The following is a 17,308-nucleotide window of genomic DNA, read 5'->3' on the forward strand; positions in this document are numbered from 1 at the left end:
TCAGCCGATGGCGAGCACGTCGATCAGACGCCGTGCGATGGCATCCCATCCGAAGCGCTCCTCGGCCACGCGGCGCGCGGCGCGGCGCCGATCGGTGTAACGAGGGTCGGTGGCAATCCGATCGACGGCATCCGCGAGCTCGACAGCGCTCGCGTGGGGTGAAAGCACCACACCGCCCGCCTCCGGTCCGACGACCTCGGGGATTCCCCCGCGCGCGACCGAGACGACAGGTGTACCGACGGTCATGGCATCCAGGAGAACCATGCCGAAGGGCTCTTCCCACTGGCACGGGTAGAGGAACACGTCCGCCTCGGCCAGTTCGGCCGTCATGAGGTCGGGCGGCACGAATCCACGGATGTTGACCGTGGCACCGGGGTGGCGTTCGCGCACCTTTTCGGCAAGCGAACGCAGAGTCCGCGTATACGGGGACTCTCCGACGGCCGCACCAGTCGCCTTCGCCCCGAATACATCCAAGACGACACTGCGGCGCAGGGCGAGTTCAGCCACCGCTTCGACAGCCTGCAGCGCCCCCTTCTCAGGGATCAGACGACCCGCGTAGGCGATCCTGAGCGGCTCGCCCACCTCGTGCCAGAGCGGCTGTGCACGCGAGACCGTGGCGCCGTTCGGTACGACGACCGCATCGGTGATGCTGAACTCCCGGCGCGCGAGCGTCGCCAAGTACTCGCTGCAGAACACCCAGGCGTCGACGGCCGATCGCACTTCGTCGAGGGTCGCGCGCGGCCACGACGTGCCGCATGTGCGACGGATCGCACCGACGGGATCGTTGTGCATGTGCAGGACGATTCGGCCTCCGTAGCCCGAGCGTCGCAGCACCGCCGCGTATGCCGGCTCGTTGTGCACGTGCACGACCGTCGAACGCCGGAGCACGGGGGTGAGCCACCACACCCAGAGACGGCCGGACAGCGTCAGAACACGGACGACACCGTCCGGATTGCGGCGGAGCAAACGCGCCACGGGGCGTGCCGCGACGCGGATGAGAGCGTCGAGAGAGTCGAAAAGAGGCAGGCGGACACGCACGGCGCCGTCGTCGAACGCGGAGTCACCGCGCGGGCAGAAGACTCCCACCGCGGTGTCGGCGGGAAACGCACCATAGGCGTTCCGGACCCACGACGCGATCGCCCCGCCGGTCCCATCGAAACGCTCGTCAGCGGGGAGCAGGACGGCGACGTCGAGGTCCGGGGCGCGCACGACCTTGGCGCGAACGGACTGAACGATCGCGCTCACCGTCGAATCACGACTGAGGAGCACGGCCAGCCCGAAGGCGCATGCACCGGCGACCACCTGCGCACCGAGTCGCACGAGCGGAGAGGCGACCTCTGTGAGCCACCCGACAGCGAGGACAGCCGCGACCGGCGGAAACGAGAGGACGATCGGTGTCACGCTGGCACGGAGATAGGCGCCTGGCGAGGTGGGCACGACGTGGTGGAGACACACGTAGCCGAGCACGTAGCTGACCACGGCCATGACGACCATCGACCACGCCGCACCGTCGACGCCCCACGCGAGCGTCATCCCCAGGATCAACGGCACGTTGACGATGGTTCGGCCGACGTTGAGGAAGACCCCGAGACGGAGATTGTCGGTGCCCGCGAGGAGGGAGCCGACCGGATAGCCGAGCGAACGGAGCGCCCCCGCCAGGGCGAGGACAGCCAGAACCGGCCCGAACGGGGCCCACTTCTCGCCGTAGACGACGGTCATCGCATCGTCCGCCACCAGGCTGACGCAGACCAGCACGGGGATGTTCAGGATGCCGACCAGCGTCAGCATCTTCAGGTAGGCGTCACGAACGCGCGTCTTGTCGTCCTGAATGATCGCGAAGTACGGGAAGAGCACGCGTGTGAGGATGGGGCTGACGCGTCCGGCCAGACTCACCCCGAGGGTGAAAGCCAGGTTGAAACCGCCGAGGGCGGCCGTGCTGACGAAGCGCCCGGTCGCGATGGTCGCGAGGGTGTTTCCGATGTAGTTCAGGACGCCGTCCGCCGACTGCCACACGCCGTAGCGCAAGAACCGGCGGAGCTCGGCGAGGCGGAAGTGCGCACGGATGCGCGCCACCCGTCTCGCCGAGACGACGAAGACGACCGTACGAGCCGCTGCGCCCAGGACGAGTCCCACGGCCGCGCTCATCGCCGCCCACCCGGCGAGCGCGAGAAGCACGGCGCTGACGAGCGACACGAGAGCGAAAGCCACGTCCGCGATGCCGAGCGGTCGGAAGTCGAGTCGCTTCTCGAGCACCGCACGGTGCGCCTGACCCGCCGCGGTGAAGACGAAAGCGAAGGCCGTCACGACGACCAGAGGAGCCGCAGCCGGCGCGCCGAACAGTGCCGCGATCGGTCCGGATCCGGCCCAGACGGCGCCGAACGCGATCAGGGCCAGCGCGAGGTTGGCCCAGTGGACGCTCGAGAGTTCACGGGACGTAACTCTTCGACGCTGGATGAGCGCGGCCGTGAGGCCCAGCCCGACGAAGATCTCGAGGAACGACGAGCAGATCAGAACGGTCGAGACCAATCCCATCTGCTCGAGATCGAGGATGCGGGCGAGGACCAGCATCATGGCGAGCTGGGCGGCAGAGGTCGAGAAGACGGACACCGCCGTCCAACTCGTGGCGGCCGTCGCGCGCGAAGCAGTCACTCGGACCTCCGGGAGCGGAAAAGCGGGGAATCGTCGGACGCGGTCGGGCGGTCACTTCACGATGCCTCCAGTGAAACAGCGGTATCCCGGGCGGCTCCCGCCGGCTGTTACGTTCCCACCCGTGCACGCGCGAAAGATCACCACGGCCATCGCCAAACGCCTCCGCATTGCGGGTTGGCGCGCCACAGCGGCGATCCGCCGTCGGCCCGTGGTGGGCGATGCTCCCGCGGTGGTGAGCCTCACCTCCTATGGGCATCGGATCGCCACCGTGTTCGCGGCGATAGAGTCCATCGGCGAAGGCTCCGTGCGTCCCCGACGGCTCATCCTGTGGCTCGCCCACGACGACCTCGACGCAGGCATCCCCCGCGTGCTCCGTGACCTGCAGCGCAGGGGACTGGAAGTGCACGGATGCGACGACTTCGGTGCGCACAAGAAGTACTACCCGTACGCGACGCGGTGGCGCGATGCGGAGGTGCCCCTGGTGACGGCCGACGACGACGTCCTTTATCCGCACCGGTGGCTGGAAACGCTCCTCGACCGGCATCGGGAGTATCCCCGGAGCACGATCGGCTATCGCGGTGAGGTGATGCGCTTCCTCGACGACGGCTCCGTGGCCCCGTACCGAACGTGGGGATTGAGCACGACATCGAGGCCGGACATCCGACTGGTGCTCAACGGAGTCGGCGGCGTCCTCTACCCGTTCGCCGTCCTCGAGGAGGCCTGCCGATACGGGACGCGCTTCCTCGACGAGTGTCCGCGCGGCGACGACCTCTGGCTTCATCGTGCAACCGTCCGCAGTGGATTCTCTCCGCGACAGGTGTTCGACACTCCCGTTCACCACCCCGCGGTGCCGGGCTCTCAGCGCACGGCGCTCATGGCGACGAACGTTCTGGACGGAAACGACGAGCAGGTTCGCCGCACTTACAGCGAGGTCGACCTCGAACGGCTGAGGGTGTCTACGACGTCGTGAGTGCTCGAGACGGCGACGACGATCGAGAAGAGGCTGAACCAGGTCAGCCACCCCAGGGAGTCGATCGCGTCGATGCGCAGAGGCGTCTCAGCGATCCCGCACCCCAGGAGCGTCACGGTCGCGAAGAGTCCGGTGCGACGCCCACGGCCCGTCGTGCGGAGCAGGCCGTACAACGCCGTCGCGACGACGCCCAGGAACGCGACCAGGGAAAGCAGCCCCGAGGTCGTCATGATGCTGACGAACTCGTTGTGACCGTGGTAGGTCGGAGAGCCGTGATCGAAGACGGCGAAGTGGCCTCCGACTCCGTAGTACTCCAGCCCCTGTCCGAACAGGAACGATTCCGTCGTCGCCCCCCAGGTCGCGCGGGAGATCATCCAGATCGACCCGCGCTGAGTGAATGCCTGCGGGTCGGACGTGCCGAGCGGAACCCAGAACGACACGATGACGAGACCGACCGCGCCGAGGGCGGCCACGAGGCCGGACAGGAATCGATCCCGCACGCACACGACGATGACCCCGATCACCGCGGCGCCCGCCACGCCGATCAGCGTGCTCCGGCTTCCCGTCAGGACGAGGAAGAACGTCAGCAGCCCGAAAGCCCCCAGGCGCACCCACATGCGGCGGAACAGGAAAACGAACGGCAGGGTGACGCCGAGCGCCAGCCCGAGAACGTTGCTCTGGCCGAACGGGCCGGCCATCAGTTGCGTGCCGATGAGCGCCTTCTCTTGGAGCACGACATCGGCTGCCGGCATCCAGGTCTTCCCGGACGGCAGCAGCAGAACCGAGATCGCGACGATCACCAGACCGACGGACCCGAGGACTCGAAGATCTTCCAAGCGGGGCTGAATGGACCAGATCGTGAGAGCGAGGAGGAGGGCGATCCGTGAGCCGGAGCGGAGCTCGCCACCCGATGCGGCCAGGTTCGCCACGGCGATGGCGGCGAAGAGCAGCATCATCGACGCGAGCGGCCAAAGGGGGCGGGCCCGCGCCGGGTCTCTCACGAGATTCCACACGACGATGCTCAGACAGCCGGCGACGCAGAGCGGCGCCCCCCAGGATTGCACCAGCACCCCGAGTTCCGTATCGGCGATACGTCCCGTCGACAGCCGGTCGGCCGGCAGGCGTCCCGCGATGATCAAGCTGACGAGCGGACCGGCGGCGCACCACCACCCGCCGAGAAGGAGGACCACGGCGAGTTGACGACGACGGCGGCGGTCTTCATCCGACGGAACGGGCGATGGCAGAGCGCCTGCTGCACCCGACGCGATGCGCAGGCGGTACCGGGATGCGTCCGTCGCCGAGGTCACGCGCCCACCCGCAGCGTCGTCACCAGGTCGCGGAGCATACGCCCAGTCGTCTCGGGATGGTGCGCGCGCAGGGCTGCGACCCCCCTCGCGCTCAGCTTCTGACAACGGTCGTCATCGCCCAACAGGGAAGACAGGTCCGCCCGCATCGACGACGCGTCGTCCGCGACGAGGAGGGCGGGCAGGAGAAAAGACAACCCGCGCGCCCCGATGGTCGTCGTGACGATGGGAAGGCCGTGGGCCATGGCCGGACCGATCTTCATGTTGACGCCGCTCCCGGAGAAGATCGGGTTCACGAAGACCCGGGCGCGGTCGTAGACCTCGGCGGCTTCACCAACCTCACCGAGGAATTCGACGCCCGCAGCGGAGCGGAGGAGTGATGTCAGCGCCGGGCTCGCGCGCCGGCCCGCGACGACGAGCCGCGTCGTGGGGTCCGCTTCGTGGAGCACGGAGAAGACCTCCCGCACGAACCACCGAAGCCCCTCCTCCGTGTGCGACGAGTCGAGCGCGCCGATGAATCCGATCGTTCGCCCCGGCTTCGGGCGCGCACGCGCGCGTGGCGCGATGTCGAAGGTCGGGGGGACCACTGACACGGGGATGCCCGTGCCCGCGTACGCGTGCTCGTCGGCCGGCGAGATCACCGCGGTCGCCGCGACGCCCCTCCACATCTGCTGGTGCCGCAGCGCCCTGCGGATTCGCGCGCTCTCGATACGGAGATAGATCCGCTTGGAACCGGTCGCGTGTGCCGCGAGCGATCGGTAGTACGCGACCTCGTCGTTGTGGCTGCGCAGCACGATCGGCGGACGGCCCAGTGCCGACGAGATGCGGCGAGCAGCGGGGAGTGTCCACTCGTGGCTGGCGACGATGGCGTCCACCGAGCCGGCACAGGCCCCCACGATCTCATCGACCACCGTGGGCGGCATCGCCCGGGACGACACCTGGTACGGCGAGGCCGGGTGCCGGCACGTCGCGCGGACGAACCCGCGCCGTGCGACGAACTGGACGGAGTCCGCCAGAGCCATCGTCCGGCGACGATCGTCGTCGCTGATCTGCTCACGATGAAAGACCACGAGGTGCACCGTGACGCCGGCGAGCTCGAATGCGCGGAGCTCACCCCACAGCTCGAGCCGACCGCCGCTCGTGAGGGGGTGGATGGCGTCGTCGGAGACGAAAACGATCTGGGGCACCTTTTCCTCCGACTTCGCGCGCTCGGGAGGGCACACGCCGTCCAGGGTCGCACCAGGGGGCGCGGGCCCCTTCCGGCTCACGGCTGTTTTCGCCCGAGCCGAGCCCCGAGTTCACGCGCTCGGGGCCGCTCGGCTTCGCACGTCGCGGTGAGGCCCGCCTTCCTGGCGTCGGAGCCGCGGGATCCCTACCCTGACCGGTATGGAGATCCTGCGTCACGCCGTCGTCCTCGTCCACCTCGTGGGGTTCGCGATCCTCTTCGGCGCGTGGGTCGTCGAGGCCGTGGCACGGCGGGTGCGCGTGACGCCGCTGATGAACTATGCCCTCGTGATCGCGCTCGTCTCGGGTCTGGCCCTGGCGGCCCCGTGGGGCCTGGATCACGACCTCAACTACACCAAGATCGGCGTCAAACTCGTCGTCCTCCTCGCGATCGGCGCGCTCCTCGGCATCGGCTCGGCGCGACAGAAGCGCGGCGCCGACCTGGCACCCGCGGTGTTCTGGCTTGTCGGCATCCTGACCCTGCTGAATGCCGCGCTCGCGGTGCTCTGGCGCTGACGCGTCCGCCCTCCCAGCGCGCGCATAGACTGAACGGTCGGCGGTCCCCATCCGGGATCGCCTCCGGGTGCTGTTCGGCGATCCCGGATGCCAGCACCCCCGGCATCCGTCCCGCCCCACCCCGCGCTCCCACGACGGACGCAACCGATCGCTCTCTCGTCAGGCCATCATGACTTCCTCATCCCCCACCGTCCCCGCGTCGTCCGCTCCCGCCAATCCGCGCTCCCGTGTCATCACCGCGAGCCTCATCGGCACGACGATCGAGTTCTACGACTTCTACGCGTACGCCACCGCCGCGGTCCTCGTCTTCCCCGTCCTCTTCTTCCCGACCGGCAACGACACGACCTCTCTGCTGCTCTCGTTCAGCGTCTTCGGCGCCGCCATGGTCGCCCGACCTCTCGGCGCGATCGTCTTCGGCCACTTCGGTGACCGCTTCGGCCGCAAGGCCACTCTCGTGGCATCCCTTCTCACCATGGGTGTCGCGACCTTCCTCATCGGATGCCTGCCGACCTTCAACGAGATCGGTGTCTGGGCGGCGATCCTGCTGCTGATCATGCGTCTCGCGCAGGGGTTCGCCCTCGGCGGCGAGTGGTCGGGCGCGGCCCTCGTGGCGACCGAGAACGCCCCGAAGGGCAAGCGGGCCTGGTACGGCACGTTCCCGCAGCTGGGTGCGCCGATCGGCTTCATCATCGCCAACGGCATCTTCCTTATCATCAACTTCGCCCTGCCGCACCCCGACGGCACCGCCCAGCGTTCGGCGGAGTTCCTCGCGTGGGGCTGGCGCGTGCCGTTCCTGTTCTCGGCCGTCATGGTGATCGTCGGCCTCTGGGTGCGACTCAAGCTCGTCGAGAGCGAGTCGTTCGCCAAGGCCGAGAAGACCGGCGTCATCAAGAAGTTCCCGCTCGGCGAGGCCATCCGCCGCAACTGGAAGCAGCTGATCCTCGGCACGTTCATCATGCTGGCGACGTACGTGCTCTTCTATCTCATGACGAGCTTCACGCTCTCGTACGGCACCAAGCCCACGGAGGCCGGCGCCGCCGCGGCCGCGGAGAAGGCGGGAACGCCTTTCGATGCGGCCGCGTACGTCCCCGGTCTGGGCTTCGGATACACCGACTTCGTCATCATGCAGATCATCGGCGTCGTCTTCTTCGGCATCTTCACGATGCTGTCGGGACCGGTGGCCGACCGTCTGGGGCGCAAGCGTCTGCTGATCGGGGTGACGATCGCGATCATCGTGTTCGGTCTGACGTTCTCGTTCTTCCTCACGCCGCAGACCGACGCGGGCTCCACGCGCCTCCTCGTCCAGGCCTTCCTCATCATCGGCTTCCTGCTGATGGGGACGACGTTCGGCCCGATGGGCGCGGTGCTGCCCGAGCTGTTCCCGACGAACGTCCGCTACACCGGCTCGGCGATCTCGTACAACGTCTCGTCGATCCTCGGGGCGGCCCTCGCGCCGATCGTCGCGGTGGCGCTCTGGGCGGCCGGCGACGGCAACCCGTGGCTGGTCGGCGTCTATCTGTCGGCGATGGGCGTCCTCACCCTCATCGCGGTGGTGCTCTCCCCCGAGACGAAGGACGTCGATTACGACGAGAACATCGCCGCCGGGGCGACCGCGCCGTAACCTCCGGATGCGGAACAGCGGATGCCACGGGGCCTCGGCCTCGTGGCATCCGCCGTTCAGGGGTCGACGCCGGTCAGTCGAGGAACAGGGCGCGCAGGCGCTTGGTCGTGAAGAACAGGCCGACCGCGATCATGACGACGTAGTAGAGCACGTGCCAGAGCAGCGCGGGCGAGAGCGACCCGGTCGTGAGCCCCCGGATGAGTTCGACCCCGTGCCAGAGCGGGAAGGCTTGCACGAGGTACTGGATCGGCTCGGAGTACGTCGTGATCGGGAAGAACGTCGCGGAGAACAGGAACATCGGCAGCATGATCAGGGTGATCCAGTCCATGTGCTGGAAAGTCTTCATGTAGCTCGTGATCGCCATGCCGAGGCTCGCGAAGCCGAACGCGATGAGCACCACCGCGGGAAGGGCGAGGATCGCGGTCGGCGCGAGATTCAGCCCGAACAGCTGCATGATGACCATGAAGCCGCACGCATAGACCAGCCCGCGCATCAGCGCGTACAGGATCTCGCCGAGCGCGACGTCGAGCGGACCCAGCGAGGTCGACAGCATCCCCTCGTAGAGCTTGCCGTAGTTGAGCTTGAAGAAGACGTTCCACGTCGAGTCGTAGACGGCGCCGTTCATCGCCGAGACCGCGAGAAGCGCCGGCGCGATGTACGCGGCGTACGGGACGACCATGCCCGTGGAGGTCGTGACCTCACCCACGAGCGCGCCCAGACCGATGCCCATCGACGCCAGGTACAGCACCGGCTCGAAGAAGCCCGATACCACCACGACCCAGTTCGACGACCGCGCCGCCAGGAAGCTGCGCTGCAGCACCGCCTGCGGGTTGCCGGCCCAGAGGGCTCCGACGCCGCCGCGGCGACGCGCGGGGCGCTCGGTCGTGACGGCGCTCATGCGGCGAGCCTCCGTTCGAAGATGCGTCGCGCCACCAGGTACCCTCCCGTGGCGAGCGCGAGCAGGTACGCCAGGTGTCCGAGCGCCGGAAGCGGCTCGAGGGGACCGTACGTGAGCATGCGTCCGACCTCGGTCGCGTGCCACAGCGGCGAGACCCATCCGATGGGCTGCAGGAACCACGGCAGCGTCGAGAGGGGGTAGAACGTGCCCGAGAACAGGAACATCGGGACGAAGACGAACCGTTGCACGAGAGCGAACTGCCCCTTGTCCTCTTCGAGGGAAGCCGCGAAGGCCATGAGGGGCGCGCCGAAGCTCACCCCGGCGAGCAGGCCCACGGGGATCGACAGCCATCCCGTGGCGGGCTCGGGGACGGCGCCGAACAGCCAGATGAAGAGGTAGTAGGCCGCGACGCCGACGAACATGCGTGCCGAGGCACCCAGGACGACGCCGTTCGCGATCTGCGCCGACGACAGCGGCGAGGCGTTGAAGCCGTAGAAGTAGCGGCGCCACTTGAAGCCCGACATCACGGGGTACGTGAACTCCTCGGATGCCACTCCCACGGCCGCCGTGGCCAGCAGCGCGGGCGCGATGAAGACGAGGTAGGGCACGGCACGCCCGCCATCGTCGATCTGGCCCTGGATGAGCGCGGCGAGGCCGAGGCCCAGACCGAGCAGGTAGAGGATCGGCTGACCGAGGGCGCCGACGACGATCGTCCAACCGTAGGCGCGCATCGTGCGGACCATGTGCTCGGTGACGTACCAGGAGCCGTATCGGCGCGGCTTGCGCGCCCACGCGAGCACCTCCGCGCGCAACTCGTCGGCGGAGGGGTGGCGAACGGCATCCGGGGTCTGGGGTGTGCTCATTCGATCAGCGACCGTCCGGTGAGGCGGAGGAAGACGTCTTCGAGGCTCGATCGCCGCACGAGCGACGTCAGGGGCGAGTACCCCGCGGCCACGACGCGTTCGAGGGCGGCTTCGCCGTCGTGGGCGTAGACGAGCACCCGGTCGGGGAGCACCTCGACGCGGTCGCCGATGCCGCCGAGGGCGCGGGCGGCCTCTTCGTTGCGATCGGAGCCGAATCGCACCTCGAGCACCTCGCGGCTCGAGTGCTCGCGGATGAGCGACGCGGGCGAGCCCTCGGCCATGATCCGGCCCTTGTCGACGACGATGAGCCGGTCGCACAGCTGCTCGGCCTCGTCCATGTAATGCGTCGTCAGCACGAGCGTCGTACCGCGTTCCTTGAGGCGGAAGAGGCGGTCCCACAGCACGTGTCGCGCTTGCGGGTCGAGTCCGGTGGTCGGCTCGTCGAGTAGCAGGATGCGCGGATCGTTGATGAGCCCCCGGGCGATCGTGAGACGGCGCTTCATTCCGCCGGAGAGTTGCTCGACCTTGCTCGTCGCCTTGTCTTCGAGCTGGGCGAACGCCAGCAGCTCTTCGGCCTTCTGCGCGCAGACTTTGCCGGGCAGCCCGAAGTAACGGCCGTAGACGTAGAGGTTCTCGCGCGCGTTCAGCTCGGCGTCGAGGTTGTCTTGCTGGGGGATCACACCGAGCCGCGAACGGATCTCGGGACCGTAGTGATCGGGGTCGAGGCCGAGGATGCTCAGGTCGCCCGCGGTTCGCGTCGAGACGGCGCCGATCATCTTCATGGTCGTCGACTTTCCCGCGCCGTTGGGCCCGAGCAGGCCGAAGGACTCGCCCGGCGCCACCTCGAACGACAGCCCGTCGACCGCGACGAAGTCGGCCTTGCCCTTCGCGCGGTAGCGCTTGACCAGGTCTCTTGCGGCGATCACGGGCTCAGACACGGCTCCACCATATCGAGGGGCTCCGACATGGGCCGGGGCGGGGCCGTGGTGTCCCGGGGGCCTGCCGCGGGGCGGGGCCGTGGTGTCCCGGGGGCCTGCCGCGGGGCGGGGCGGGGCTGCCCCGGGGGCCCACCGCGGGGCGGGTGGCCGGGGCGGGCGGCCGGGCGGGTCGCGGCAGGGGCCGCCTGAGGGCGTGGCGGGCCAAACTCCTGAGTTCCTGCGCTGTCAGGCCTCGGCCGCGGCTGACATCGCGCGGCCGCCGAGGGCTTCTCAGGAGTTTCGTCCACCGGCGAACCAGCTCGACCGGCCGTGTCGGCGGTGAGGGGTACGGTCGAAGCACCCCATCTTCCTTTCCCGAGGTCCGCATGTCTTCTCCCGCCCCCGCGCGTGGCCGGCGCGGCCGTCGCACCCCCGAAGGGCCGCGCGCGTCGTTCCGCCAGTTGCTGCCGTTCCTGCTCGAGCACAAGCGCACCCTCGCCGTGGTCGCCGTACTCAGCGTGCTGGGCGCCGCCGCGACGCTCGCGCAGCCCCTGCTGGTCGGCGAGGTCATCTCGCGTGTGCAAAACGCCGTACCCCTCGGCGCCCTCGTCTGGCTGCTCGTAGCCTTCGTCGTGCTGTCTTCGGTGATCTCGGGTTTCCAGCACTACCTGCTTCAGCGCACGGGCACCGCGGTCGTGTACTCGTCGCGAAGGCGCCTGATCGCCCGCATCTTGCGCCTGCCCATCAGCGAGTTCGACGCCCGCCGCACCGGCGATCTCGTCTCGCGCGTGGGCACCGACACCACGCTGCTGTATGCCGTCCTCACGCAGGGATTCGCGGATGCCGTGGGCAACGCGCTCATCCTCGTCGGCGCCGTGATCGCGATGGCGTTCATCGACCCGCTGCTGCTCGGACTGATCGTCGTCGTCGTGGGTGCCTCGCTGGCGGTTGTCGTGTTGCTCAGCACGCGCATCCGCGCGGCCTCCGCCGACCACCAGGCGCGGGTCGGCGAGCTCTCGTCGGGGGTCGAGCGGGCGGTGGGCTCGATTCGCACCATCCGCGCCGCCGGGGCGACGGAACGGGAGGCCGCGGCTGTGACGCGAACCGCCACCGCCGCGTACGACGCCGGGGTGCGCATCGCGCGGGTGTCGGCTCTGATCGTTCCGATCGCCTTCGTCGCGCTACAGGTCTCGCTGCTCGTCGTGCTGGGCGTCGGCGGGTACCGCGTGGCATCCGGAGCGATCGACGTCGCGTCGCTCGTCACCTTCGTGATCTTCCTCTTCCTGCTCGTGCAGCCCCTCGCCTCGGCGATCGGTGCCATCACGTCGGTGAATCAGGCGCTCGGCGCACTCGGACGCATCCAGGAGGTCCTCGATCTTCCCCTCGAGAGCGATGGCGACCAGCCGCGGGCGGCGGGCTCGATTCCGGATGCCGCTGCGTTGGAGTTCCGCGACGTGCGGTTCCGGTACCCCGAGCACGTCGTGAAGGCACGCGAGGCGGCGGCCCGGGAGGCCCGCTCGGTCCTCGCCGATGTCCACCTCGAGACGGAGGAGCTTCCCGCGGAGAGCGACCGCGAGGTGCTGCGCGGGGTGTCGTTCACGGTGCCCCGCGGGTCGCGCGTGGCACTGGTGGGGCCGTCGGGGGCGGGCAAGAGCACGATCCTGTCGCTCGTCGAGCGCTTCTACGACCCGACCGACGGCGCGATCCTCGTCGACGGCGTGGATGCCCGCGAGCTCGCGCGCGACGAGCTGCGGGCCCGCTTCGGGTACGTCGAGCAGGACGCCCCGACCCTGGCCGGCACAATCGCCGACAATCTGCGGCTCGCCTCGCCCGCGGCATCCGATGCCGACTGCGAGCGCGTGCTGCGCGAGGTCAACCTCGGCGACGTGCTCGAGCGGAGCCCCCTCGGCGTCGACGCCCCCGTCGGCGAAGACGGCGTGATGCTCTCGGGCGGCGAGCGTCAGCGCCTCGCGATCGCGCGAGCGTTGCTGGCGGCTCCCCCTGTGCTGCTGCTCGACGAGTCGACCTCGTCGCTCGACGGCGTGAACGAGCAACGTATGCGCGAGGCGATCGACGCGGTGGCGACCGACCGCACCCTCCTGGTCATCGCGCACCGCCTGTCGACGGTCGTCGACAGTGACCTCATCGTCGTGCTCGAGAACGGCCGCGTCGTCGGTCAGGGCACGCACAGCGAGCTCGTGGCATCCACTCCCCTGTATCGGGATCTGGCGAAGCATCAGCTGCTGGTGTAGCGGGGTCGGCTTCGGCCGGCGGTCGGGCGCGGGGTGGGTCGCTGCTGGCCGCGGGCGGCTCGGGGCTTCGGGGCGGGTGTGCGCGCACGCATAAACACGATCCGCGCACGGAAACACGCTCTGCACGCGTTTGCGTGAGCAGACAGCGTTTATGCGCGACCGCCACGGCGCGGACGCCCCGCGCGGACGCGCCCCGATACCACGGACCGCTGTCCGCGCGGGCTCCCGCGCCGCCGCTCGCCCGCCAGCACGCATAAACGCGATCCGCGCACAGAAACGCGCTCTGCACGCGTTTCCGTGAGCAAGCAGCGTTTATGCGACGAACCGGTGCCGCGGGAGCGCTCGCGCGACAGCTCAGCGCCGCACCAACGCCATCGCAACGGCTCGGCGCCACGCGAACGCCAGCGCAACGGCCCCGGCGCCGCGGCAACGCCCGTGCGACGGCTCGGGCCGGCGGGACGCCCGCGGGGCGCGGGTCACGCCCGGCGTGGACGTACCGATGCCCCTCCTGCGCGCCAAGAACGGGAGGGGCATCGGATTCGAAGGGCTCACCCCGCCCGCGCGGGAGGCGGGACGGGGCGAGCGGAATCAGGCGCGCTGCAGGCGGTAGCGCAGGGCCGCGAGCTCGGCGCGGAGGGCGGCGGGAAGGTGCGAACCGAAGGTGTCGAAAAACTCCTCGGTCAGGTCGGCCTCGGCGAGCCACGAGTCACGGTCGATCGCGAACAGCTCATCGAGGTCGGTGGCGGGGATCTCGAGACCCGACAGGTCGAGGTCGTCCACGCGGGGCAGGCGGCCGATCGGGCTGTCCACGGCGTCGACCTGTCCGTCGACGCGGCGGATGATCCAGTCGATCACGCGGGCGTTGTCACCGAAGCCGGGCCAGAGGAAGCGGCCGTCGTCGCCCTTGCGGAACCAGTTGACCTGGAAGATGCGCGGAGCCCGGTCGAAGCGGAGCTTCTGGCCGACGTTCAGCCAGTGGCCGAAGTAGTCGCCCATGTTGTAGCCGCAGAAGGGCAGCATCGCGAACGGGTCGCGGCGCAGCTCGCCAACGGTTCCCTCCTGCGCGGCGGTCTTCTCCGAAGACACCGTCGAGCCGAGGAAGACGCCGTGCGACCAGTCCGTGGCCTCGACGACGAGCGGGACGTTCGTCGCGCGGCGTCCGCCGAACAGGATGACGTCGAGAGGAACGCCCTCGGGGGCCTCCCAGTCCTGCGCGATCTGCGGGCACTGCGCGGCGCCGACCGTGAAACGCGAGTTGGGGTGCGCGGCGGGGCGGCCCGACGCGGGCGTCCAGGGCTTGCCCTCCCAGTCGATGAGCTGCGGGGGCGCCTCGTCGGTCAGGCCCTCCCACCAGACGTCGCCGTCGGGGCGGAGCGCGACGTTCGTGAAGATCGTGTTGCCCCACAGCGTCTCGATCGCGGTCACGTTCGTGGACTCACCGGTGCCGGGAGCGACACCGAAGAAGCCGGCTTCGGGGTTGATCGCCCAGAGCCGCCCGTCCTCACCCGGACGGATCCAGGTGATGTCGTCTCCGAGGGTCTCGACGCGCCACCCGGGGATCGTCGGACGGAGCATCGCGAGGTTGGTCTTGCCGCAGGCCGAGGGGAACGCGGCGGCGACGTGGTACGCCTTGCCCTTCGGGTCGATCACGCGGATGAGGAGCATGTGCTCGGCCAGCCAGCCCTCGTCGCGACCGATGACGGAGGCGATGCGCAGGGCGAAGCACTTCTTGGCGAGGATCGCGTTGCCGCCGTAGCCCGAACCGAACGACCAGACCTCGAGGGTGTCGGGGAAGTGGACGATGTACTTCTCGTCGTTGCACGGCCACGCGACGTCGGACTCGCCCGGCGCGAGCGGCGCGCCGACCGAGTGCACGGTCTTCACCCACGGAGCCCCCGCGGCGATCTGTTCGGTGACGGCGCTGCCCACGCGGGTCATGACGCCGATGGATGCCACGGCGTAGGCGCTATCGGTGATCTGGACGCCGATGTGGCTGAGGGGGCCGCCGACGGCGCCCATCGAGAAGGGGACGACGTACATCGTCCGACCGCGCATGGAGCCCTCGAAGACGCCGTTCAGCGTCTCGCGGATCTCGGCCGGGGCGATCCAGTTGTTGGTGGGGCCGGCATCCTCTTCGCTCTCGGATGCGATGTAGGTGCGCGACTCGAGGCGGGCGACGTCGCCGGGGTGCGAACGCGCGAGGTAGGAGCCCGGGCGCCACTCGGGGTTGAGCTTGATGAGCTTGCCCTCGTCGACCATCTCGCGAAGGAGTGCGTCGTTCTCGGCAGCGGAACCATCGACCCAGTGGATGCGGTCGGGCTGCGTGAGGGCGGCGACCTGGTCGACCCAGGCGAGGAGGCCGGGCATACCGGGACCGTCGACGTCAGGACGCGCGCCGTAACCGGGGCGGGCGACGGGAGCGGTCGCGGCGGCGCGGCCGGTGGGGCGGGCGAAGATGTCGGCGAGGGCCATGTCGTCTCCTTTGAGCGGAATTCTGTGGTGTTCCCCTACTCTGACCGGCTCCTAGCCAATCTTTAGGCCAAAAGTTGTCATAAAAACTGCCGTTCTTTCGATATGGTCAAGGAATGGCCTTGTCGCTCGAACTGACCACGCTCGGACACCGCATCCGCCACCACCGACTCGCGCGCGGGCTCACCCTGGACGAACTCGGCGCGCTGGTGGGCGTCGCGGGCAGCCAGCTCAGCCTGATCGAGAACGGTAAGCGCGAGCCGAAGCTCTCCCTCCTGCAGGAGATCGCCCGCGCGACCGAGACCGAGGTCACCGAGCTGCTCTCGACCGAGCCGCCGAACCGGCGCGCGGCGCTCGAGATCGAGCTCGAGCGCGCGCAGTCGAGCCCGTTCTTCCAGCAGCTCGGCATCCCTCCCATGAAGGTGACCAAGGGCACCAGCGACGAGACGATCGAAGCCGTGCTCGGCCTGCACCGCGAATTGCAGCGCCGGGAGCGCGAGACGATCGCGAGCCCCGAAGAGGCGCGGCGCGCGAACACCGAGATGCGCCTGCGCATGCGCGCGGTCGACAATCACCTGCCGGACATCGAGAAGCTGGCCGAGAAGCAGCTCAAGGCCGCGGGTCATTCCTCCGGCGCCCTGACCCACCGCACGGTGAGCATCATGGCCGAGCAGTTGGGCTTCGAGCTGATCTACGTCAGCGACCTCCCCCACTCGGCCCGCTCGGTCACCGACCTCGAGAACGGACGCATCTACCTTCCCCCGGCATCCATTCCCGGTGGCCACGGTCTGCGCTCGATGGCCTTGCAGGCGATGGCCCACCGTCTGCTCGGGCACCGGCCACCCACCGACTACGCGGACTTCCTGCAGCAGCGCCTCGAGATCAACTACTACGCCGCCTGCTGTCTCATGCCCGAAACGAGCTCCGTCGCGTTCCTCGCTCAGGCGAAGAAGGACCGCAACCTCGCCGTCGAAGACTTCCGTGACGCGTTCGGCGTCACGCACGAGGCCGCCGCGATGCGGATGACGAATCTCATGACGGCGCATCTCGGCATCCGTCTGCATTTCCTCCGCGTGGACGGCGACGGGGCCATTTCGCGCGTGTACGAGAACGACGGCCTCCCCCTGCCCACCGACGTGACCGGGTCGGTCGAGGGGCAGATCGTGTGCAAGAAGTTCTCGGCGCGATCGGCCTTCGACGAGCACAACCGCACCACCGAGCACTACCAGTACACCGACACCCCCGCCGGGACGTTCTGGTGCTCGACCCAGACCGGCTCGACATCCGACGGTGACTTCTCGATCACCGTGGGGGTGCCCTTCGACGACGCGCGCTGGTTCCGCGGCCGCGAGACCTCGACGCGCGGCGTCTCACGCTGCCCCGACGAGTCGTGCTGCCGTCGCCCCGACTCCGAGGCGGCCGAACGCTGGTCGGGCAAGGCGTGGCCGAGCGCCCGCGTGCACCGGCACATGTTCTCGCCGCTCCCCCGCGGTATGTTCCCCGGCGTCGACGACGCCGAGGTGTTCGCGTTCCTGGACCGGCACGCGGGCGACTGACTGTCGCGAGGTCCATGCCACCGGCCGTGCGAAACTCCCGAGAAACGTGGCGAGACATCCCCCACGGGA

General features: G+C 69.2%; 12 protein-coding genes. 5 read left to right on the forward strand and 7 right to left on the reverse strand.

The features are described from left to right. Positions 1-2,649, reverse strand: a complete 2,649-nt coding sequence (locus AB0O24_RS06470) for an MOP flippase family protein (RefSeq protein WP_275798695.1) — start codon at positions 2,647-2,649, stop codon at positions 1-3. Positions 2,650-2,770: 121 nt separating this feature from the next. On the opposite strand from AB0O24_RS06470, the gene AB0O24_RS06475 reads away from it, so the two are divergent. Further along, positions 2,771-3,619, forward strand: coding sequence for a hypothetical protein (locus AB0O24_RS06475; protein WP_275798693.1), 849 nt, complete (start codon positions 2,771-2,773; stop codon positions 3,617-3,619). Here the strand turns inward: AB0O24_RS06475 and AB0O24_RS06480 are convergent. Together AB0O24_RS06480 and AB0O24_RS06485 are read right to left on the reverse strand one after the other, a co-directional pair. After that, on the reverse strand, positions 3,571-4,926 hold the full coding sequence (locus AB0O24_RS06480) for an O-antigen ligase family protein (protein ID WP_275798690.1): 1,356 nt from the start codon (positions 4,924-4,926) through the stop codon (positions 3,571-3,573). The two genes, AB0O24_RS06475 and AB0O24_RS06480, sit on opposite strands and share 49 nt — an antisense overlap. Continuing rightward, complete coding sequence (locus AB0O24_RS06485) at positions 4,923-6,110, reverse strand: glycosyltransferase (RefSeq protein ID WP_275798688.1); 1,188 nt, start codon at positions 6,108-6,110, stop codon at positions 4,923-4,925. The genes AB0O24_RS06480 and AB0O24_RS06485 overlap by 4 nt, the downstream gene beginning before the upstream one ends. Positions 6,111-6,309: 199 nt before the next feature. Between AB0O24_RS06485 and AB0O24_RS06490 the strand changes: the two genes are divergently transcribed. Together AB0O24_RS06490 and AB0O24_RS06495 are read left to right on the forward strand one after the other, a co-directional pair. After that, on the forward strand, positions 6,310-6,663 hold the full coding sequence (locus AB0O24_RS06490) for a Fe-S protein (RefSeq protein ID WP_275798687.1): 354 nt from the start codon (positions 6,310-6,312) through the stop codon (positions 6,661-6,663). Between the two features lie 169 nt (positions 6,664-6,832). Beyond that, positions 6,833-8,284: an MFS transporter gene (locus AB0O24_RS06495; RefSeq protein WP_275798685.1), complete on the forward strand. Its 1,452-nt coding sequence runs from the start codon at positions 6,833-6,835 to the stop codon at positions 8,282-8,284. Between the two features lie 73 nt (positions 8,285-8,357). Here the strand turns inward: AB0O24_RS06495 and AB0O24_RS06500 are convergent, their stop codons facing one another. The 3 genes from AB0O24_RS06500 to AB0O24_RS06510 are packed head-to-tail and all read right to left on the reverse strand — an operon-like array spanning position 8,358 to position 10,983. Next, positions 8,358-9,182: an ABC transporter permease gene (locus tag AB0O24_RS06500; RefSeq protein ID WP_275801368.1), complete on the reverse strand. Its 825-nt coding sequence runs from the start codon at positions 9,180-9,182 to the stop codon at positions 8,358-8,360. Next, complete coding sequence (locus tag AB0O24_RS06505) at positions 9,179-10,045, reverse strand: ABC transporter permease (protein ID WP_275801369.1); 867 nt, start codon at positions 10,043-10,045, stop codon at positions 9,179-9,181. The genes AB0O24_RS06500 and AB0O24_RS06505 overlap by 4 nt, the downstream gene beginning before the upstream one ends. After that, a complete protein-coding gene (locus tag AB0O24_RS06510) occupies positions 10,042-10,983 on the reverse strand; it encodes an ATP-binding cassette domain-containing protein (RefSeq protein ID WP_275801370.1) in 942 nt (313 codons plus the stop codon). Before AB0O24_RS06510 ends, AB0O24_RS06505 begins: the two co-directional genes overlap by 4 nt. Positions 10,984-11,348: 365 nt before the next feature. On the opposite strand from AB0O24_RS06510, the gene AB0O24_RS06515 reads away from it, so the two are divergent. Beyond that, a complete protein-coding gene (locus AB0O24_RS06515; protein ID WP_363373465.1) occupies positions 11,349-13,214 on the forward strand; it encodes an ABC transporter ATP-binding protein in 1,866 nt (621 codons plus the stop codon). A 588-nt stretch (positions 13,215-13,802) separates the two neighbouring features. Here AB0O24_RS06515 and AB0O24_RS06520 read toward each other — a convergent pair. Then, on the reverse strand, positions 13,803-15,686 hold the full coding sequence (locus AB0O24_RS06520; RefSeq protein WP_363373468.1) for a phosphoenolpyruvate carboxykinase (GTP): 1,884 nt from the start codon (positions 15,684-15,686) through the stop codon (positions 13,803-13,805). A 113-nt stretch (positions 15,687-15,799) separates the two neighbouring features. Here AB0O24_RS06520 and AB0O24_RS06525 point away from each other — a divergent pair, with 113 nt between their 5' ends. Then, positions 15,800-17,239: a helix-turn-helix domain-containing protein gene (locus tag AB0O24_RS06525; RefSeq protein ID WP_363373470.1), complete on the forward strand. Its 1,440-nt coding sequence runs from the start codon at positions 15,800-15,802 to the stop codon at positions 17,237-17,239. Positions 17,240-17,308 lie beyond the last annotated feature (69 nt).

The organism is Microbacterium sp. NPDC086615 (genome assembly GCF_040686055.1).
Classification (GTDB): Bacteria; Actinomycetota; Actinomycetes; order Actinomycetales; family Microbacteriaceae; genus Microbacterium.

Bases quoted from the DNA above. Each gene is read 5' to 3' on its own strand.
- AB0O24_RS06490 (WP_275798687.1), top strand. From the start codon at position 6,310: ATGGAGATCCTGCGTCACGCCGTCGTCCTCGTCCACCTCGTGGGGTTC.
- AB0O24_RS06495 (WP_275798685.1), top strand. From the start codon at position 6,833: ATGACTTCCTCATCCCCCACCGTCCCCGCGTCGTCCGCTCCCGCCAAT.
- AB0O24_RS06500 (WP_275801368.1), bottom strand. From the start codon at position 9,182: ATGAGCGCCGTCACGACCGAGCGCCCCGCGCGTCGCCGCGGCGGCGTC.
- AB0O24_RS06505 (WP_275801369.1), bottom strand. From the start codon at position 10,045: ATGAGCACACCCCAGACCCCGGATGCCGTTCGCCACCCCTCCGCCGAC.
- AB0O24_RS06515 (WP_363373465.1), top strand. From the start codon at position 11,349: ATGTCTTCTCCCGCCCCCGCGCGTGGCCGGCGCGGCCGTCGCACCCCC.
- AB0O24_RS06520 (WP_363373468.1), bottom strand. From the start codon at position 15,686: ATGGCCCTCGCCGACATCTTCGCCCGCCCCACCGGCCGCGCCGCCGCG.
- AB0O24_RS06525 (WP_363373470.1), top strand. From the start codon at position 15,800: ATGGCCTTGTCGCTCGAACTGACCACGCTCGGACACCGCATCCGCCAC.